An 18,815-nucleotide genomic window follows, 5' to 3' on the forward strand; every position below is an offset into this window, starting at 1 on the left:
TTCCGCTCCCGTTCTGAACAAACCGCCATGCGCATGCATGGCCAACGATCGCTCGCGCCGATACGGCGCGAACGAGATGCTGATGCACCATCCGCTCTTTGCTTGCAACCAGGAATGCAGTGCTTCAGCCGATCATCTCCCGCGCGTTGCATCGCTGCAACACGCGGACCGGGACCCTAGCCCTTGCCGTTGATCGCCGCCTGGGCCGCGGCAAGCCGGGCGATCGGCACACGGAAGGGCGAGCAGGAGACGTAATCGAGGCCGGCGTCCTCGCAGAAGCGGATCGAGGCTGGGTCGCCGCCATGCTCGCCGCATATGCCGAGCTTGAGACCGTTCTTCGTCCGCCGTCCGCGCTCGGCGGCGATCTGGATCAGCTCGCCGACGCCATCGAAATCGAGCGAGACGAAGGGGTCCTGCTCGATGATGCCCTTCTGCTGGTAGGTCGCCAGGAACTGCGAGGCGTCGTCACGCGAGATGCCGAAGGTCGTCTGCGTCAGGTCGTTGGTGCCGAAGGAGAAGAAGTCGGCGGCTTCGGCGATCACACCGGCGCGCAGAGCCGCGCGCGGCAGCTCGATCATCGTGCCGACGAGATAGTCGATGCCGATACCGGCCTCGCCGATCACCTCCCTGGCCACCGTGTCGATGCGCTCCTTGACGTAATCAAGTTCTGCCCGAAGGCCAACGAGCGGCACCATGATTTCGGGAACGACGGCCGCACCGGTTTCGCGGGCAGCCTCGACGGCGGCCTCGAAGATGGCGCGTGCCTGCATCTCGGCGATCTCGGGATAGGAAATCGCCAGACGGCAACCACGATGACCGAGCATCGGGTTGAACTCGTGCAATTCGTCGACGCGCTGGCGCAGTTCCGACGGGTCGAGCGAGAGCGCGCCGGCGACATCGGCGATCTCCTCGTCGGTCTTCGGCAGGAACTCGTGCAGCGGCGGATCGAGCAGGCGGATCGTCACCGGCAGACCGTGCATGATCGAGAACAGTTCGGCGAAATCCGAGCGCTGCATCGGCAGCAGCTTGGCGAGCGCCAGACGGCGGCCGGCCTCGTCGTCGGCAAGAATCATCTCGCGCATGACGTTGATGCGGTCGTCCTCGAAGAACATGTGCTCGGTGCGGCAGAGGCCGATGCCCTCGGCGCCGAAGGAGCGCGCGGCACGCGCGTCCGCCGGTGTTTCGGCATTCGTCCTGACCGTCATGCGGCGGGTCGCATCCGCCCAGGCCATGATCTTGCCGAAGTCGCCGGAGAGCTCCGGCTGCAGCATGGCGATCGAGCCCTTCAGCACCTGGCCGGACGAGCCGTCGATGGTGATGATGTCGCCCTTTCGCAGCGTCACTCCGCCGGCGGTCAGCAACTCGTTGCGCAGATCCACGCGGATGCTGCCGGCACCGGAAACGCAAGGGGTGCCCATGCCGCGGGCAACGACGGCCGCGTGACTGGTCATGCCGCCGCGGGTCGTCAGGATGCCTTCGGCGGCATGCATGCCGTGGATGTCTTCCGGGCTGGTCTCGACGCGCACCAGGATGACCTTGCGGCCTTCCTTGTCGGCTTGCACCGCCTCTTCGGAGGTGAAGACGATTTCGCCGGTGGCCGCACCCGGCGAGGCCGGCAGGCCGGAGCCGATGATGTCGCGGCGCGCATGCGGATCGATCGTCGGATGCAGCAACTGATCGAGCGAGGCGGGATCGATGCGGGCGACGGCCTCCTGCTCGGAGATCAGCCCCTCTTCCGCCATGTCGACGGCGATCTTCAGCGCCGCCTTGGCGGTGCGCTTGCCGGAGCGGGTCTGGAGCATCCAGAGCGTACCGCGTTCGATGGTGAATTCCAGGTCCTGCATGTCGCGATAGTGCCGCTCCAGCGTGTCGCAGATCGAGCGGAACTCGGTGAAGGCTTCAGGCATCAGCTTTTCAAGCGACGGCTTGTCGGAACCGGAGGCGATACGTGCCGCTTCGGTGATGTTCTGCGGCGTGCGGATGCCGGCAACGACATCTTCGCCCTGGGCGTTGACCAGAAACTCGCCGTAAAGCTCGTTCTCGCCGGTCGAGGGATTGCGGGTGAAGGCGACGCCGGTCGCCGACGAATTGCCGAGATTGCCGAAGACCATCGCCTGAACGTTGACCGCCGTACCCCAGGCAGCAGGGATAGCATGCAGGTGGCGGTAGGTAATCGCGCGCGGGTTCATCCAGCTCGAGAACACAGCGCCGATCGCGCCCCAAAGCTGCACTTCCGGATCCTGCGGGAAGGGCTCGCCGAGCGCCTCCTCGATCGCTTCCTTATAGCGGGTGATGACGTGCTGCCACTCGACCGCTGAAAGCTCCGTGTCCTGCTCGTGGCCAAGCCGCGCCTTTTCGTCTTCCAGAATTTCCTCGAAGACATCGTGGTCGACGCCCATCACCACATCGCCATACATCTGGATGAAGCGGCGGTAGCTGTCCCAGGCAAAGCGCGCGTCGCCGGCATCATGGCCGAGCGCATGCACCGACTGGTCGTTGAGGCCAAGGTTCAGAACCGTATCCATCATGCCCGGCATCGAGGCACGGGCGCCGGATCGAACCGAGAGCAGCAAGGGATGGGTCGTATCGCCGAAGACGCGGCCGGTCACCTCTTCCATCCGGCTGATCCCCTCGCGCACCTGGTCGCGTAGGCCGTCCGGCATCTGCCTGTCATTGTCGAAGAAGCTATTGCAGGCATCGGTGACGATCGTCAGGCCGGGCGGCACCGGCAAGCCGAGGTTGCACATTTCGGCAAGGTTGGCGCCCTTGCCCCCCAACCGTTCACGGTCACCTGCACGTCCCTCGGCCTTGCCCCCACCGAAGGTGTAAACCCATTTCGTCATGCCCTGCTCTCCACCCAGAAACAGTCTTTTATGACGATTTACAGTATATGCTTCAGGCTGAAAATGCATCTGGTGAAGATTTATGCTGCACCGCATCATTTTCTGTAACATTGCAACATATTGGCACGCTTGGGGGCTCGACCCCGGACACTATGGGCTTCGAGGGCCTTTATCGCATATGAAATACCCGTCAACGGTCTACGGTCGACATTGCCCGCTACATTATAAAAATCTGATATAAATGCACGCGATGGGGCGCATCCAAGAATATCCCGTCATGGCAATCCGTTTCAGTCCCCGGGGCTTGGAGGGTAGGTCATGCAGTGGCGTGCGAAACTGAGATCCTGGATCCTTTCGGTCCCTATGCTCCTGCTCGTGGTCGGGCATGGCTTCGCCGAGGAGAATGGCAAGCGGCTTGCGCTCGTCGTCGGCATGACGAACTACGTCGCGGCGGGAACGCTTCCCAATGCCGCTCGCGACGCTGAAGCATTCGGAACCTTCCTCAAGGGACAAGGATTTGAAACCGATCTTGTGCTCAACGCAGATCGCAGGGGCCTTGCTGGCGCGCTTTCAAACTTTTCCCGCAAGATCGGGCCAGATGATGTCGCCCTGTTCTACTACGCCGGACACGGCATGCAGCTGCACGGAGAAAACTTTCTCATTGGCACGGACGCGAAGCTCGAGAGTGAGTTCGACGTTCCCGCCGAAACCATAGCCCTGTCAGAGATCATCAATGCGCTGGAGAAGCGCGCCCGGATATCGATGGTCTTCCTTGATGCCTGCCGCAACAACCCTCTCGCCAATCGGCTGAACACCGAAGTCGAAGGCGCCACCCGCGGGGGCGCAACCAGAGGCCTGGCACCGATCGAGACCCAAGGCGCCGGCACGCTCGTGGCCTTTGCCGCCGCCCCCGGCCAGGTCGCTGCCGACGGCACCGATGGGCATTCGCCGTTTACCCGCGCCCTGATCGCCAATCTCTCCGGTGCCGGGCTGGAAGTCGGCACCGCCTTCAAGCGGGTCGTGCGCGACGTGCGCAAGGAAACACAGGGCAAGCAGCAGCCGCAGATCCTGTCGTCGCTGTCGCTGGAGTTCTATTTCGGTCCGGAAACGGCAGCGCCACAGACCCCGACGGTGCAACCGGTCCAGCCGGCACTGGCGGTACCGGCAATCGACCCCGAAGCGCTCGAAGCTGAAAAGGACTTCAAGAAGGCTCTGAAGATCGGAACGGCGCGCATCTGGCACTTCTTCGTCGAAAAGCACCGCACCGGCGAGTATGCCGACCTTGGACGCCAGGCGCTTGCCCAGATCGAACCGGCGGCCGCGCGCAACGAGGCACATCTGCCGCAATCCGTCGAAGCGCAGCTGTTGCCGGACAAAGAGAAGCGGCGAAATGTCCAGCTGGCGCTTGCCTCGCGGGGATTTGAAGCCGGCACTGCCGATGGCGTTTTTGGCGGACAGACCAGGGAAGCGATCAAACGCTTCCAAAGCACCAACCAGCAGCCGGCGAGCGGCTTCATTACCGAGAACACAGCAGCAGCCCTCGGGATAAAGGTCAACGCGCGGGCTGAAGGCATCTACAGCGCGACGAAAGCGCGACGCTACGACGCTGCCAACCTCGAAGGGCTGGAAACCGACCAAACCGTCCTGCGGGCGCTGACCTGTCTACGCCACTTCGAGACCGTCTATGGCGTGTTCGGCGGGCACCTCTACGTCGCCGTTCGCACGGGAACGATTTTGGCCGTTTATGCGCGCGGGATCGCCGGCGGTTGCGGCGCGCACCTCGCCGCGATTTCGTCTCCGGAGGAAAACGCATTCGTCGCATCGCTTTTCAATGCCGACCAGAGCTTCTTCCAGACCGGCTATGATCCCTCCGGAAACGTCAGCTACAAGATGGGACCCTGGATCGGCCTGACGCAGGACCCACAGGGCAAGGAACCCAAAGGCGGCTGGCACTGGGACAACGGCGCGCCCTTGACCTACACGAAATGGTTCCAGGACATGCCGAACGAAGGCAAGAAGGGCGACGATATCGGCATGTACTACGCGCATCGCAATGGTAAGGCCGATACCAAATCCCTCTATGTCGACACCTGGGACGACATGGGATCGACCGACGGAACGGGCGGTCTCATTCTCGAATTCGAGTGACCGCCTGGATGTCCAGACACACCCGCACAACGGGGTAGATCGCAAGTCAGGAGCCCAAAGGCGGCAGGTATTGGGACAGCGGCGAGGCGATGACCTATTCCAGATGGTTCCCGGGCGCGCCGAATGAATACAAACCGGGCGACGATCTCGCGATATATTATACCCAGCGCTCAGGCCGGCTCGACATGAAGGGCGCCTATCTCAACACATCGCAGGACATGGCCTCAACAATATGAGCCCGAGCCTCATTCTGGAATTCGAGTGACGGAGCCACACCACCTCGCACAGCATCCGAGAATGTCCCGTCACGGCAATCCGCTTCAGTCTCAGAGGGGCGGAGGAGCTGGCTTGGATCGGCCAACCCGAGCGGCAGCACCGACGACTGGCGCTGGGCGACCGGCACGCCCATGACCTACAGCAAGTGGTTCGGCCACGCGCTCCGCCTATAACGCCAACAAGGTGCCGCTGAGGGCCCATGCCGATCGCCTGGGCCAACGCGAAGACACGCTGCGCGCGACAGGTTTCATCGCCGCGTTCGAATGGCACTCTTGCACTGACCGCTGCCTGGTCGGGTCGGCGAACGATCAGACCACTTCTCTCAGACGCTCTGCCGTCTGCAGGTCGACGGACACCAGCTGGGATACGCCCTGCTCGGCCATGGTCACGCCGAACAGTCGGTTCATGCGAGCCATGGTGATCGGGTTGTGGGTGATGATGATGAAGCGGGTTTCGGTTGAAGCCGCCATCTCGTCCATCAGGTTGCAGTAGCGCTCGACATTGTGGTCGTCGAGCGGCGCGTCCACTTCGTCGAGCACGCAGATCGGGGCCGGATTGGTGAGGAACACCGCGAAGATCAGTGCCATCGCCGTCAGCGCCTGCTCGCCGCCGGAAAGCAGCGTCATCGTCTGCGGCTTCTTGCCGGGCGGGCGGGCGAGAATTTCGAGACCCGCTTCCAGCGGATCGTCGCTCTCGATCAGTTGCAGTTCGGCCGTGCCGCCGCCAAAGAGGTGGGTGAACAGCCGCTGGAATTGCACGTTGACGACGTCAAAGGCAGCGATCAGGCGCTCGCGGCCCTCGCGGTTCAGGTTCTGGATGGCACTTCTGAGCTTGCGGATCGCCTCGATGACGTCATCGCGCTCGCGGAGAATGAGAGCGAGCTTTTCGGAAAGCTCCTTCTGCTCCTCTTCTGCACGCAGGTTGACGGCGCCGAGGCGTTCGCGCTCGATCTTCAGCCGTTCGAGCTCCCGCTCGATATTGCGCATGTCCGGCAGCGCCTCGTCGACGGCAAGCCCGGTCAGTCGCATCACCTCGTGCGGCGCACAGGAGAGCGCTTCGTGAATGCGCGCTTCGATCTCGACGCGGCGTTCGCGGGCAGAGACCAGCCGCTCTTCGGCGCGGCCGCGCTTCTCGCGCGATTCGGCAAGCTCGGAGAGCGCGGTTGCCGCCAGACGGTCCGCCTCGCGCTGGTGATTTTCCGCCTCGGCAAGAAGGTCGGCCGCCTCGCGCCGGGCTGCTTCCGCCTTCTGCAACTCGTTCATCAACGCGCGACGCTTGTCCTCGAACTCATCCGGCGCATCGATCAGTTCTTCCACTTCGTCGCGGGCTTCCGCCTCACGATCTCGTAGCGTCGCGATGTGTTCTTCGGCGCTGGTCGCACGTGCCTTCCAGGTCTGCCTTTCCGCGCCAATCGCGGTGATGCGCCGCTGGCGGGCCTCGTTCTCGCGCGCCAGACCGTCATGAGCGGCGCGCGCTTCGGCAACGGTGGCACGATCGGCAGCAACATCGGCCGTCTGCGTGCGCAGCTTCAATTCCAGTTCCGAGAGATCGGGTGCATCCGCCAGCGCATCATTGGCCGTTTCGATCTGCTCGGCCACTTCCTCGCCCTGCGCCTCGATCTGGCTGCGGGTTTCCGCAAGAACCGCTCGCCTGCGGGCAAGATCGCCGGAGGCACGCTCGGCAGCCGCAAGCGCGTCGCGGGCTTCGCCGAGTTGCCGCGTGATCATGCGCTGCGCGTCGCGCGATAGCCGCAGCCGCTCGTCCTCGGCACGGATACGCGTGCCGGCAGTCGCGAGGTCAGCCTCGGCGCGTCGCAGCGCCTCCGCAGCACCATCTGCCTCAGCGTCGAGTTCGGCCAGGCGGTTCTTCTGCGCCAGCCGCAAGGCAGCAGCACTCGGCGCCTCCGAGCCAGTCACGTGACCGTCCCAACGCCAGACGGAGCCTTGCTTGGTAACGAGGCTCTGGCCGGGCTTCAGCAGCGGCAGCAGCCGTTCCGCGTCCGCCTCGCTTGCGACAATGCCGATCTGCTTCAGCGCGCGGGTCAGCGCATCCGGCGCCTTCACATGGGCGATCAGCGGGCCAACGCCTTCCGGCAGGTCGGCGTCGCCGACGTGGTCTCCCGGCGCACGCCAATGGGCCGGGGCCGCCGTTTCGAGAGGCGAATCCAGATCGTCGCCAAGTGCTGCGCCAAGTGCCGTCTCGAAGCCGCGGTCGACCTTCATGTCCTCGACGACGGCGGGATAGGCGCCGCCGGCTACCGCTTCCAGCATACGCCTTATCGTGCGCGCCTCGGTCTCGATGCCGTTGAGCGTGGCACGTGCCCGGTCGACCGGTGGACGCGCCTCGACCTCCGCGCGCCGCGCCTCGGCCAGTGCCTCCTCGATCGCCAGCACATTGGATTCGGCTTCTTCCAGCGCAGCCTCGGCGACCTCGACCTGGCCCTGCTTCTCATGCGGGTCGGGAAGTGCTGCCATCTGCCGGTCGAGCTCATCGAGATCGCGCGACTGATCGGCCAGTTGCCGGGCAAGGCGCGCCTGTCGCTCGGAAAGGTCGCGTAGCGTCCGCTCCAGCTGGTTGCGTCCCGCCTGTGCCTCGGCGCGCTCGGCGGTCAATCGAGCCAGCAGCGCTTCGTTGCCGGCAAGCTTTTCGTTCGCCTCCTCCAGCCGCTCGCGTGCTTCCGTCGCACGGTCGTCGGCCTCGGCCAGCATGTCGCTGAGTTCGGCTTCTTCCTCGTCGAGCCGCGACAGGATGCCGGCATTGTCGACGACGAGGCGCTCTTCGCGCGCGATATCTTCGGCAAGCTGTGCCAGACGGCGCTGCAATTCATCGCGCCGCCTGAGGATACGGCCGGCGTCCTCTTCGAGCTGCGAGCGGGCGATCTGCAGGCGCTGAAGTGCCGCGGCGAACCGCGCTTCATTCTCGCGCAATTCCGGCAGCTTCAGGCTGGCAATCGCCTGATCCTTCGCCGCCTGCATCTGCACCTGCGCCTTTTCGGCGACAAGCACCGTGATCTGGTTGAGCTGGCTCGTCGCCTCGGCTTCCGCCTCCTTGGCCTGCACCCAGCGGATATGGAAAAGGATCGCCTCGTGCTTGCGGATATCGGCCGAAAGCATCTTGAAGCGGTTGGCCTGGCGTGACTGGCGCTTAAGGCTCTCGATCTGGCTTTCGAGCTGCGAGGTTACGTCGTCGAGCCGCTCGAGATTGGTCTCGGCTGCTCTGAGGCGCAATTCGGCTTCATGGCGACGCGAATGCAAGCCGGAGATGCCGGCCGCCTCTTCCAAGAGTTGGCGGCGGGCCTGCGGCTTTGCCGCGATCAATTCGCCGATGCGCCCCTGCCCGACCATCGACGGCGAACGCGCGCCGGTCGAGGCATCGGCAAACAGAAGCTGCACATCCTTGGCGCGCGCCTCCTTGCCGTTGATGCGGTAGACCGAGCCCTGCTCGCGCTCGATGCGGCGCGTCACCTGGATTTCGTCGCTATCGTTGAAGGCAGCCGGTGCGGTGCGATCGCTGTTGTCGAGATAGAGGCCAACTTCGGCCGTGTTGCGCGCCGGACGGTTGCCGGATCCGGAAAAGATCACGTCGTCCATGCCGGAAGCGCGCATGTTCTTGTAGGAGTTCTCCCCCATCACCCAGCGCAGCGCTTCGACGAGGTTCGACTTGCCGCAGCCGTTCGGCCCGACGACGCCGGTCAGTCCGCGCTCGATGATGAACTCGGTCGGTTCGACGAAGGATTTGAAGCCGAGCAGGCGGAGCTTGTTGAACTTCATGCGGCGAACGCTGGGGTGAGATCCCCCCCTCTACCGCGCGGCAGAACGAAAAAAACGGGCGCACGGCTGCTGCCGTCGCCCGTTTTCAGGAAAAGCGAAGGATCAGAGCTTGCTGTCGATGAGGGCCGACATAACGTCAACCGACATGTCCCCCGAATAGTGTTCACCATTAACGAAGAAGGTCGGCGTCGACTGTACGCCGAAATCCTTTGCGCCCCGCTGCATAACAGAGTTCACATCATCCAGAAGTTTTTGGTTCGTCAAGCAGGCCTCGAAGCTCTCCTGTGTAAAACCGGCGAGTTTGGACATCTGCAGCAAGGCGTCGCGGCCATTCTGGGCTGCAGCCCACTGCTGCTGCTGCTTGAAGAGCATGGAGATCATCGGGAAGTACTGGCCCTCCGGGGCGCAGCGCGCCAGCATGAAGGCGGCCGCCGCGCGCGGGTCAAACGGGAATTCGCGCACGATGAAGCGAACCTTGCCGCTGTCGATGTACTTCGTCTTGATTGCTTCGAAGGTGTTGTTGTGGAAGGCCGCGCAGTGTGGGCAGGTCATCGACATGTATTCGACGATCGTCACCGGCGCATTGGCTTCGCCCAGCGCCATTTCCGGCAGGGCGCCCGGCTCCATCAGCTTGGCCGCATCGACGGAACCTTCCGACGACGGGAGCTCGACCTTCACGGGAGCGGTCGTCGCCTGAGCGACTTCAGTGCCTGTGGCCGGCTTCGCCTCGGTGCTCGCCGGCGTCGCGGACGTCGATGCCGTGGTGATGGCGTCAGTCGCGGGCTTTGCCGCCGTCTCGCTCGCCTGGGTCGGCGCGGTCGATGCCGTTTCCTTCTTTTCGTCGCTGCAGGCAGCAAGCACCAGGGCGACGGTTGCCATGGCGGCACCGCTGAGCAGGCGTTTCGTAAGGTTCATTGCGGAAGCGGACATGATTTGACCCGTGTTCGGAGGGAATTGTAGTGCGGATTCGATATCTTGCCGCGCGCAGGGCGGCAAGTGGCCGGGCGTCAACAGAATTCAAAGAATTGTGACCGGCTGATGGCCCTATCGCCGACGCGGCGCCAGAACGGCCGTCCCGAGGCGGCGTAAAGCTGCCTTCAGTTCTTCGCTCTCGATACCCTCCACCATCGCCTCCAGCCGACGCGCGGGCTCGCCCGAAAGCTGCTTCGGCTTGCCGCGGTGTTTCGGCTGTACCGACACGGGCTTCTGGACGATACGCAGTTGCCCGATGGCATAGAAGCCGAAGAAGCCGTTGATGCGCTGGATCAGTTCTCCCTGGGCATGGGTCAGGAAAAGCGCACGCGCGCCTTCGCAGGCGACGGTCAGCACGCCCGGCTGGTAGCCACCCTCGCCTGCGATTTCCGAGACACGTCGCGGCCAGGCGATCTTCTCGGGCCGCGTGCAATCGGAAAAGTCTTCGCCGGCGATTTCGTCCCACGAGCCGAGCAACATTGTATTGATGCCAGCCCGCTTGGCGAGCACCGGGTCGATCAGGCCGTTGGCGACCTCACTGATCTGGACGACACCCTTGCGGGGCTTCTGCTCACTCACGAATGCGACTTTCTGTATGCAACGTCGATTGAGCCTTGATGCCGCGGCTCCGCTTCGCCAAGTATAGGCCGGAAACAGAACTCCCGGCAAATCATGCACGATACAATACCGGCGGCCGACGCCGCTCCCCTTCTTTTGGAATGGTACGACAGGCACCACCGCGACCTGCCTTGGCGTGTCTCGCCGCCTATGGCCAGCCAAGGGATCGTTGCCGATCCCTACCACGTCTGGCTTTCTGAGGTCATGCTGCAGCAGACGACAGTGCAAGCGGTAAAGGCCTATTTCGTGAAGTTCCTGTCACTGTGGCCGACCGTCGAGGACCTGGCGCGTGCGGACAGTGAGGACGTGATGAAGGCCTGGGCCGGGCTCGGCTACTATGCCCGCGCCCGCAACCTGAAGAAATGTGCCGAGGTTATCGCCAAGGATCACGGGGGGCGGTTTCCCGACACGGAAGACGGGTTGAAATCCCTTCCCGGCATCGGCGACTACACCGCGGCTGCGATCGCAGCCATCGCCTTCAACCGCAATAGTGCCGTGCTTGACGGCAATGTCGAGCGGGTGATCTCGCGCCTCTATGCGATCGAAACGCCCCTGCCCGCAGCGAAGCCCGAGATGCGGGCGCGTGTCGCCATCCTCACGCCTGACGATCGTCCAGGTGATTTCGCCCAGGCGATGATGGACCTCGGCGCGACGATCTGCACGCCGAAGCGGCCTGCCTGCTCGCTCTGTCCTTTCCGCGCGCACTGTCGCGCACTGGTCGTTGCCGATCCCGAAACCTTTCCGCGCAAGGCACAGAAGAAAGACAAGCCACTTCGGCGCGGCGCCGCCTTCGTCGCAATCGATGCCGACAATGCCGTCTATCTGCGAAAAAGGATCGAAACCGGCCTGCTTGGCGGCATGACAGAAGTGCCCGGAACCGACTGGACATCGCGACAGGATGGCGACACCACGCTCGCCTCCCAACCCTTTGCCGCCTCCTGGGAAGACTGCGGCACCATCAGCCACGTCTTCACGCATTTTGAGTTGCGTCTCTCGGTCTATCGCGCCAAAGTCGCGCGCACCGGAACGGAGGGCAACGGCTGGTGGGAACCGGTTCACTCGCTGAAGGCCCAGGCGTTGCCAACCGTCATGAAGAAGGCAATCGCCCAGGCGATCCCGCATGCCTTCAAGACCGAGCGCTAGAACAGCGTGAGGAAGAAGGCGCGGCTTCCGCCCGCATCCGGCCCAACTCCTGATCTAAAAGACCAAGCAAGGAATACGTCCATGAGCAGCATCGACATCCGCCACATCGTCTTCGACATCGGTAAGGTGCTGATCCACTATGACCCCAACCTGCCCTATAGCCGCATCATCCCGGACGAGGCCGAGCGCGAATGGTTCTTCGCCAATGTCTGCACCCATGACTGGAACATCGAGCAGGACCGCGGCCGCACCTGGGAAGAAGCCGAAGCGCTGCTGATCAAGGATTTTCCCGAGCGCGAGGTGCAGATCCGCGCCTTCCGCAAGCATTGGCAGGAGATGGTGCCGCACGCCTATGTCGAGACGGTTGCGCTGCTGGAACGGCTGATCGCCGAAGGGCGCGACGTCACCATGCTGACGAACTTCGCCTCCGACACCTTCCGTGAGGCGCAGGTGCTCTATCCCTTCCTGACGCTGCCGCGCGGCGTCACCGTTTCTGGCGACGTCAAGCTGATCAAGCCCGATATCGCCATCTATCAAACCCACACGCGGACCTTCGGCCTGACCCCATCGGCGACGCTCTTCATCGACGACAGCATGCCCAACGTCGAGGCCGCGCGGATGGCCGGCTGGCATGCGGTGCACTTCGTCGACCCGGAAAAATTGAAGTCCGACCTCGCCGCCTACGGTGTCCATCCATAGGCCGACATTTCGCTCTTGGCCGCCCCGCAACGGCACGATTTTCGCCACGATTCACCATCACTACCTTAGATTGCGATACGAAGGAGTGATATATGAAAAGTTTAGAATTGTGCGTGATACGGGACGGTGAGGCCAAGGAGGCCGTGGTCGCGGAAATCTATGCGACCACCGATGCGGGATATCGCGAAGAGGTGACTCTGGACGAGTTCAGGGAACATCTTTCCGAAAGCCGGATCGTCGTCGCTCGCAAGGAAGAGCGAATCGTCGGCTGGGCTGGCTTTCATTGCGCTGCAGAACGCGACACGGACGAGACGACCTCACTGCGGGGCGCGGCCATCACGTTCCACGCCGACCAAGACGACATCCATGTGCTCTCCCGGCTGCTGCACGCCGCCGCCGAGGAGGTCCGCCCTGACGGCGTTGTGTGGCCTTCGCGCATAGGCGAATTCCATGATCAGCTAGCCGGAGAAACCGGCGCCGTCGCGCATCGAGAACTGTTCAGGGTGTGGCAGACGCCGCGCGAAGCTTGGCCAGCCACCTCAGATTTTCCGCTCGCCGAAACATCGGCCATCCGCACACCACTGGCTGACGAGGCTCTAGGCCGGTACGCTGATTTCTTCACCAAAGCCAAGGTCACGCGTTGCAGCGAGGAGAGCTGCACCACGACCTGGGACACGACCATGGTTGCAGAGGAGCTTGCTCAACGCGAAGGTCACGGGCTGACTCAGGTATTGGACGAACAGGGATGCGTTACAGGCGAAGCCTTCGCCTTTGCCGGCGGTGATGAGATGATGCTCGTGATTACCCAGCATCAGGCAACGACGAAAGGCCTGACCGCGCTCATTGCCGCATTGCTGGAGCGCATCCGTGTCACGCATCCGCAGATCGGCATCGTCACGATCGAGGCGGAGCCCGACGAACTGGGGCCGCTTGTGCCGGCGCTTGCAGCATGCGGCTTCGAAGACAAGGGTGCCCGCGTCCTCTACCATTTGCGCCCACGGGGAGCGCCGGACCTCTAAAGGCAGCGTGCCAACGCTTCGCGGCGGCACCGATCGCCGCGAACCCTCTTCATGGCTTGGCCGAGAGAAAGCCCCAGGCGAGCCAGGCCGCAACGACTGCGGCCACGAACCAGATACACAGGATCGCAACAAATCCGCCTCGGCTGGAGGGGCGCCTCTCCTGTGCCGTCGCCCGTTGCCGGAATTCATCCATGAGCGCCGGCGGCACGAGACGCACCGCCAGAAGGATGCCAAGCGGAACGACGATCAGATCGTCGAGGTAGCCGAGTACCGGAATGAAGTCGGGGATCAAGTCCACCGGCGACAGAGCGTAGGCCGCCACGGCGCCGGCAACGAATTTCGCCGAAATCGGCGTTCGAGGATCTCGTGCGGCGAACCAGAGTGCGACGACGTCGCGTTTGATTTGACGTGCCCATTGCTTGGCGCGCTGGAGTCGACCTGGCGAGGTCATGCGGATGGCAACCCTTGTTCGGGTGAAGACTGGTTACGTCGAACCCTATTTCCCGACGCAAGAATTGGCAATCAGGTGCCGCTTCTTTCCCTCTCCCCATCAGCCGTTCCGGCAAGAAGACCGACAACATACAAATGCCCGGAACCCTCACGTTGAGGATTCCGGGCATTTAGAGCTCTCCTTCCGGGACTGAAGGTACAAAAACCGGTTAGAGCGCTTTTCGAAGGATCTGGCGGAACTGGTTGATCAGTTCAGTTTTGCCAGATCATTTCGAATGACGGTTCTGAGTTCGTCGATGGGCTTCAGGGTGTTCCCTTCTTCGAAATGCCAGAATGTCCATCCGTTGCATGCATCAAGCCCCTGGACCTTGGCGCCCAGGCGATGAATTGAACCGGCTTCTCCGCCGGAAGCGACCGTGCCGTCGGCCCTGACGATTGCGCTGTAACGGCGCTTGGCATCCGTCAGAACCGTGCCGGGCTTGATCAGCCCGCTCTCGATCAAGGTGTTGAAGGCGACACGGGGCTCGGCCTTCTTTCCGGTCATGACGGAAAGCATCGCCTTGCCGAGCGGCTCGACGGCGTCGATGCGCGCCGATGCCGCGTCGATATATTCCTGTTCGCGCTCGATACCGACGAAGTGCCGGCCGAGGCGCTTGGCAACGGCACCGGTGGTGCCGGAGCCGAAGAAGGGATCGAGGATGACGTCGCCCGGCTTGGTCGATGCCATCATGATGCGGGCGAGAAGCGCTTCCGGCTTCTGCGTCGGGTGCACCTTCTTACCGTCGTCGCCCTTGAGGCGCTCGTGTCCCGAGCAGATCGGGAACAGCCAGTCGGAGCGCATCTGCACATCGTCGTTGGCCGCCTTCATCGCATCGTAGTTGAAGGTGTAGCCCTTGGCATTGGCGTTGGGCGTCGCCCAGATCAGCGTTTCATGGGCGTTCTGGAAACGGCGGCCCTTGAAGTTCGGCATCGGGTTGGTCTTGCGCCAGATGATGTCGTTGAGGATCCAGAAATGCAGGTCCTGCAGGATCGCACCGACGCGGAAGATGTTGTGGTAGGAGCCGATGACCCAGAGGGTGCCGGTCGGCTTTAGCACGCGGCGGCAGGCGAGCAGCCAAGCGCGGGTGAAAGCATCATAGGCCTCGAAGGAGGCAAACTGGTCCCATTCGTCGTCGACGGCATCGACCACCGACTGGTCGGGACGGGTCAGCATTCCGCCGAGCTGGAGGTTATAGGGCGGGTCGGCGAATACGACGTCGACCGAATTGTCGGGAAGCGCGTTGAGCGCGGCCACGCAGTCCCCCTTGATGATGCTGTCGAGCCAGCCCAGCGGGCGGGTGGAGCGGGAGACTTCGGCAAGCGAAACAACTGAAGACATGGACAACTCGCAAATACGCTTACTCGGAACGGATCATGGAGCTTATGGTTACCGAAGATGGTTACCAAAGCCTGAAGGCCGTTCCGAAAAAGTGCGTAGTCACGCCATGTTAGTGAGTTCTTTTGCTGCGACGATTCACTAGGCGTCGTGAAAGGCGCGGCTGTCGGCCGGCGCTTCACGGCGCTCGTTCAGCCCGTAATCGCGGATGACGGAGGCGATGCGCAAGCGGTAGTCGGCGAAGACGCCATGACGTCCGGCGTCCTGGGCGGCGCGGTGTTCTGCGCCATTGCGCCAGGCTTTCACCGCCTCCTCGTCACGCCAGAAGGACAGGGACAGCACCTTGTCGGGATTGGAGAGACTCTGGAACCGCTCGATCGAGATGAAACCATCGATGTCGTCGAGCAGCGGGCGCAGATCGGCGGCAATGCCGAGATAGGTGTCGCGCCGGCCCTCGGCGGGCAGAACTTCGAAGATGACGGCGATCATGTTTCACTTACCTCCAACGGGGGCGGATACGTTCTTCAGGAAAATCCGGTCCTCCCTCAGGATAAACCGTTCGCGGCGGGCGAAGGCATAATTCTCGCGGCCGAGCGGATCGGCGGCAAGCCGGGCACGATAGGCCTCATAGGCCGCGAGGTTCTCGATGTTGTAGACTCCATAGGCCGTCGTCACCGAACCCTCGTGCGGTCCGAAATAGCCGATGAGATCGGCACCGCAGCGCGGGATCGCCTCGCCCCAGTTGCGGGAATAGGTGGCAAACTCCTCTTTTTTGAAGGGATCGATTTCGTAGCGGATGAAGCAGGTGATCATCGTCGTCTCCTTGTGGCCGGGCACAGCACCCGGCTTTCGATGGGATGACTATGCCTGCTTGTCCGACGTGAATGCTTCGACTACGATCGAAGTATGAAGGAAGGCCCCGACATCGCCCTCATCGGATCGCTGATCGGCGATCCGGCCCGCGCCAACATGCTGACGGCGTTGATGGGCGGTCGCGCGCTTACGGCAACCGAGCTTGCCACCCATGCCGGGATAACGCTTCAGACCGCCAGTTCCCACCTTGCCAAGCTCGAGGCCGGTGGCCTGCTGACACAGCGCAAGCAGGGTCGACATCGCTATTTTCAACTTGCCGAAGACGAAGTCGGCCTGATGCTCGAGAACCTGATGGGCTTTGCCGCCAGCCGCGGCATGAACCGTCACCGCCCGGGCCCGAAGGATCCGGCGCTCCGGAAGGCGCGCGTCTGCTACAACCATCTCGCCGGCGACTATGGCGTGCGCATGTATGACAGCCTGATTGCCGAAAAGCAGATCGAGATCAACGGCGACGATCTCGCACTGACCCCGGCCGGCCAAGATCGGATCGAGGCTCTGGGCATCGACTACTCGGCACTCAAGAAATCGCGTCGTCCGATTTGCCGCACCTGTCTCGACTGGAGCGAACGACGGACGCACCTCGCCGGCTCGCTCGGTGAGGCACTGCTGACGCTCTTCATCGACAAGGGTTGGGCGAAGCGGGAGGCCAACAGCCGCGCCATCCGCTTTACCTCCAGCGGTGAGAAGGCCTTCTCCGAGCTGTTTCCGCAATAACCAAGCTATGTGCCTCAATCGGCGCATTCCGCACGGAAATTCGCGACGCACTTTTACCGGATTTGCTCTAGCCGACGATCGAAAACGCCTCGCGCGTTTCGCCGGCGGCTGTTCTCACCGGCGTCTTGCCGATCCAGCCCACATGCCGCTCGAGGATCTTTGCGGCTTCGTCGCCGCGGCCTTCGCGCAGGGCCGCAAGGATTGCGCGATGGTCATGGTCGGTGCGCGCTTCCCAGCTCGTGCGCCAGGCGGAGAAGAGAAAACGGGCGCTTGCGGCATGCAGATCGTCGATGGCAGCAAGCAGCCGCGGCATGCCGCACGGCTGCAAGATCAGACGATGAAAGGCGCGGTTTGCCGCTTCCCAGGAGCGCACGTCGCGCGAGGTGTCTGCGGCCATGGTAGCGGCCTCCGCCCGGTCGAGGATCGCCGGCGTCAGATGCGGGATCGCATGGCGAAGCGCCAGCACCTCGAGAACGGCGCGCATCTCCGCGACCTCCCTCACCTCCTTGAGATCGAAGGAGGCGACGCGAACGCCGCGGCGCGGTTCGCTGACGGCAAGCCCCTGAGCCTCCAGCCGTCGAAAGGCCTCGCGAACGGGAACGTGGCTCGCACCGAATTCCTCGGCGATGTGATCCTGCCGCAAGCGCTCCCCGGGCATCAGGATACCGGAGATGATCCTCTCGGCGAGAGCCCTGCTGATGCGACTTGCAAGCGTATCGTCCTGTTGCTTTTCCATCGCCTACAGATAGAGCCGCGAAACAATACTGTCGAGCAAGCGCAGCAGCGGTTTCGATGATTTCCAAAGGTTGAGCTTTCGGCTGCCATCGTATAAAGCTCTGGCGTACGAAGCCCCGTGCCGCGCGAGCCATCCTCCCCCCGCCTGCGGCGCCTTCTCCTCCCAGGGAACTGTTCCAAATGACCGGTATCGATCTCATCATTTTTGATTGCGACGGCGTTCTCGTCGATTCCGAAATCATCGCCTCGGAAGTCGAAGCGGCACTGCTGACCGAAGCGGGTTACCCGATCAGCGTTGAAGAAATGGCCGAGCGCTTTGCCGGCATGACCTGGCACAACACGCTGCTCGAGATCGAGAGGGAGGCGAGCATTCCGCTTTCCGCATCGCTGATCGGCAAGGTCGACACCATCCTCGACCAGCGCCTGGAACGCGATGTCAAGATCATCGATGGCGTCAAGCCGATGCTGCTGCAGCTAACCTTGCCCCATTGCATCTGCTCCAACTCCACCTCGGCGCGCCTGGCGATGATGCTCGGCAAGGTCGGCATCAAGGACCATTTCGGCCCGCGCATCTACTCGGCGCGCGACCTCGGCCCCGACCGCGTCAAGCCGAAGCCGGACATCTTCCTGCACGGCGCCAAGCAGATGGGCGTGGACCCGTCGCGGGTACTCGTTATTGAGGACTCGGTGCATGGCATCCATGGCGCGCGCGCCGCGGGCATGCGCGTCGTCGGTTTCACCGGCGGCTCCCACACCTTCCCGTCGCATGCCGACAAGCTGACGGAAGCCGGCGCCGAAACCGTAATCTCGCGCATGACGGCGTTGCCGGGCGTGATTTCAGCGCTTTCGGAATGGTCGGAATCGTTGACGGCCTGACGCCGCTCAACGGCCCCACCCCTTTCGCTCCTGCCTTCTGGCCGGAGTGAGAAAAAAGCCTTCGGCCACCACGGCAGGCGTCCGATTAGACGCCGAGGGACACGATGACACATTGAAGTGGCGCCGTGTCCCTTAGAAAATCTCCCCGGTTTTCGAAAAGCCGCGCACGAGGGCCATCTCAAGCAAGCCCCATCAGGGGTATTTCTAGGAGGAAACACTATGCGTCTTTCAATGTTGACTGGCCTGACCCTGGCCGCCAGCGTCGCCTTCGGCCCGGTCGCCTTCGCCGATCTCACCGTTGGCG

At 63.0% G+C, this 18,815-nt stretch carries 15 protein-coding genes; 6 read left to right on the forward strand and 9 right to left on the reverse strand.

The genetic code is table 11. The features are described 5' to 3' along the window. Window positions 1-176: 176 nt before the first annotated feature. Window positions 177-2,843, reverse strand: a complete 2,667-nt coding sequence (gene ppdK, locus I8N66_RS18170; protein WP_113537954.1) for a pyruvate, phosphate dikinase — start codon at window positions 2,841-2,843, stop codon at window positions 177-179. Window positions 2,844-3,161: 318 nt separating this feature from the next. Here ppdK and I8N66_RS18175 point away from each other — a divergent pair, with 318 nt between their 5' ends. Then, window positions 3,162-4,991: a caspase family protein gene (locus tag I8N66_RS18175; protein WP_291156206.1), complete on the forward strand. Its 1,830-nt coding sequence runs from the start codon at window positions 3,162-3,164 to the stop codon at window positions 4,989-4,991. Between the two features lie 584 nt (window positions 4,992-5,575). On the opposite strand, the gene I8N66_RS18180 is transcribed toward I8N66_RS18175, so the two are convergent. The 3 genes from I8N66_RS18180 to I8N66_RS18190 all read right to left on the reverse strand — a co-directional run bounded on the left by I8N66_RS18180 (window position 5,576) and on the right by I8N66_RS18190 (window position 10,588). Further along, window positions 5,576-9,037, reverse strand: a complete 3,462-nt coding sequence (locus I8N66_RS18180; protein ID WP_113537956.1) for a chromosome segregation SMC family protein — start codon at window positions 9,035-9,037, stop codon at window positions 5,576-5,578. 102 nt (window positions 9,038-9,139) lie between these two features. After that, complete coding sequence (locus I8N66_RS18185) at window positions 9,140-9,967, reverse strand: thioredoxin domain-containing protein (protein ID WP_291156211.1); 828 nt, start codon at window positions 9,965-9,967, stop codon at window positions 9,140-9,142. Window positions 9,968-10,081: 114 nt separating this feature from the next. Beyond that, window positions 10,082-10,588 carry a DUF721 domain-containing protein gene (locus tag I8N66_RS18190; protein ID WP_113537958.1) on the reverse strand — a complete coding sequence of 169 codons (507 nt, stop codon included), beginning with the start codon at window positions 10,586-10,588 and terminating at the stop codon, window positions 10,082-10,084. Between the two features lie 90 nt (window positions 10,589-10,678). On the opposite strand from I8N66_RS18190, the gene mutY reads away from it, so the two are divergent. The 3 genes from mutY (at window position 10,679) to I8N66_RS18205 (ending at window position 13,488) form a co-directional block, all read left to right on the forward strand. Beyond that, complete coding sequence (gene mutY, locus I8N66_RS18195; RefSeq protein ID WP_113537959.1) at window positions 10,679-11,770, forward strand: A/G-specific adenine glycosylase; 1,092 nt, start codon at window positions 10,679-10,681, stop codon at window positions 11,768-11,770. An 81-nt stretch (window positions 11,771-11,851) separates the two neighbouring features. Next, entirely contained in the window at window positions 11,852-12,469 is a 618-nt protein-coding gene (locus tag I8N66_RS18200) for an HAD family phosphatase (RefSeq protein WP_113537960.1), read from the forward strand. A gap of 143 nt (window positions 12,470-12,612) precedes the next feature. Next, the gene (locus tag I8N66_RS18205) at window positions 12,613-13,488 is read left to right on the forward strand and encodes a hypothetical protein (protein WP_291156216.1); all 876 of its coding nucleotides are present in this window, start codon (window positions 12,613-12,615) and stop codon (window positions 13,486-13,488) included. A 49-nt stretch (window positions 13,489-13,537) separates the two neighbouring features. Here I8N66_RS18205 and I8N66_RS18210 read toward each other — a convergent pair whose 3' ends face one another. The 4 genes from I8N66_RS18210 to I8N66_RS18225 all read right to left on the reverse strand — a co-directional run bounded on the left by I8N66_RS18210 (window position 13,538) and on the right by I8N66_RS18225 (window position 16,126). Then, window positions 13,538-13,939: a YkvA family protein gene (locus I8N66_RS18210; protein WP_113537962.1), complete on the reverse strand. Its 402-nt coding sequence runs from the start codon at window positions 13,937-13,939 to the stop codon at window positions 13,538-13,540. Between the two features lie 246 nt (window positions 13,940-14,185). Beyond that, window positions 14,186-15,316, reverse strand: coding sequence for a site-specific DNA-methyltransferase (locus tag I8N66_RS18215; protein ID WP_113537963.1), 1,131 nt, complete (start codon window positions 15,314-15,316; stop codon window positions 14,186-14,188). 138 nt (window positions 15,317-15,454) lie between these two features. After that, a complete protein-coding gene (locus I8N66_RS18220; protein WP_113537964.1) occupies window positions 15,455-15,802 on the reverse strand; it encodes an antibiotic biosynthesis monooxygenase in 348 nt (115 codons plus the stop codon). A 3-nt stretch (window positions 15,803-15,805) separates the two neighbouring features. Next, window positions 15,806-16,126, reverse strand: coding sequence for an NIPSNAP family protein (locus I8N66_RS18225; protein WP_113537965.1), 321 nt, complete (start codon window positions 16,124-16,126; stop codon window positions 15,806-15,808). 93 nt (window positions 16,127-16,219) lie between these two features. Between I8N66_RS18225 and I8N66_RS18230 the strand changes: the two genes are divergently transcribed. Further along, a complete protein-coding gene (locus I8N66_RS18230; protein WP_113537966.1) occupies window positions 16,220-16,900 on the forward strand; it encodes a winged helix-turn-helix domain-containing protein in 681 nt (226 codons plus the stop codon). Between the two features lie 67 nt (window positions 16,901-16,967). Here the strand turns inward: I8N66_RS18230 and I8N66_RS18235 are convergent, their stop codons facing one another. Next, window positions 16,968-17,636 carry a GntR family transcriptional regulator gene (locus I8N66_RS18235; RefSeq protein ID WP_113537967.1) on the reverse strand — a complete coding sequence of 223 codons (669 nt, stop codon included), beginning with the start codon at window positions 17,634-17,636 and terminating at the stop codon, window positions 16,968-16,970. 179 nt (window positions 17,637-17,815) lie between these two features. On the opposite strand from I8N66_RS18235, the gene I8N66_RS18240 reads away from it, so the two are divergent. Continuing rightward, window positions 17,816-18,511 (forward strand): HAD family hydrolase, encoded by a 696-nt coding sequence (locus I8N66_RS18240; RefSeq protein WP_113537968.1) that lies wholly within the window; start codon window positions 17,816-17,818, stop codon window positions 18,509-18,511. Window positions 18,512-18,815 lie beyond the last annotated feature (304 nt).

The sequence above is a fragment of the Ensifer sp. SSB1 genome, assembly GCF_016652895.1.
Classification (GTDB): Bacteria; Pseudomonadota; Alphaproteobacteria; order Rhizobiales; family Rhizobiaceae; genus Ensifer.

Bases quoted from the DNA above. Each gene is read 5' to 3' on its own strand.
- I8N66_RS18200 (WP_113537960.1), top strand. From the start codon at position 11,852: ATGAGCAGCATCGACATCCGCCACATCGTCTTCGACATCGGTAAGGTG.
- I8N66_RS18215 (WP_113537963.1), bottom strand. From the start codon at position 15,316: ATGTCTTCAGTTGTTTCGCTTGCCGAAGTCTCCCGCTCCACCCGCCCG.
- I8N66_RS18230 (WP_113537966.1), top strand. From the start codon at position 16,220: ATGAAGGAAGGCCCCGACATCGCCCTCATCGGATCGCTGATCGGCGAT.
- I8N66_RS18220 (WP_113537964.1), bottom strand. From the start codon at position 15,802: ATGATCGCCGTCATCTTCGAAGTTCTGCCCGCCGAGGGCCGGCGCGAC.
- I8N66_RS18225 (WP_113537965.1), bottom strand. From the start codon at position 16,126: ATGATCACCTGCTTCATCCGCTACGAAATCGATCCCTTCAAAAAAGAG.
- I8N66_RS18240 (WP_113537968.1), top strand. From the start codon at position 17,816: ATGACCGGTATCGATCTCATCATTTTTGATTGCGACGGCGTTCTCGTC.
- I8N66_RS18185 (WP_291156211.1), bottom strand. From the start codon at position 9,967: ATGTCCGCTTCCGCAATGAACCTTACGAAACGCCTGCTCAGCGGTGCC.
- I8N66_RS18210 (WP_113537962.1), bottom strand. From the start codon at position 13,939: ATGACCTCGCCAGGTCGACTCCAGCGCGCCAAGCAATGGGCACGTCAA.
- ppdK (WP_113537954.1), bottom strand. From the start codon at position 2,843: ATGACGAAATGGGTTTACACCTTCGGTGGGGGCAAGGCCGAGGGACGT.
- I8N66_RS18235 (WP_113537967.1), bottom strand. From the start codon at position 17,636: ATGGAAAAGCAACAGGACGATACGCTTGCAAGTCGCATCAGCAGGGCT.
- I8N66_RS18175 (WP_291156206.1), top strand. From the start codon at position 3,162: ATGCAGTGGCGTGCGAAACTGAGATCCTGGATCCTTTCGGTCCCTATG.
- I8N66_RS18180 (WP_113537956.1), bottom strand. From the start codon at position 9,037: ATGAAGTTCAACAAGCTCCGCCTGCTCGGCTTCAAATCCTTCGTCGAA.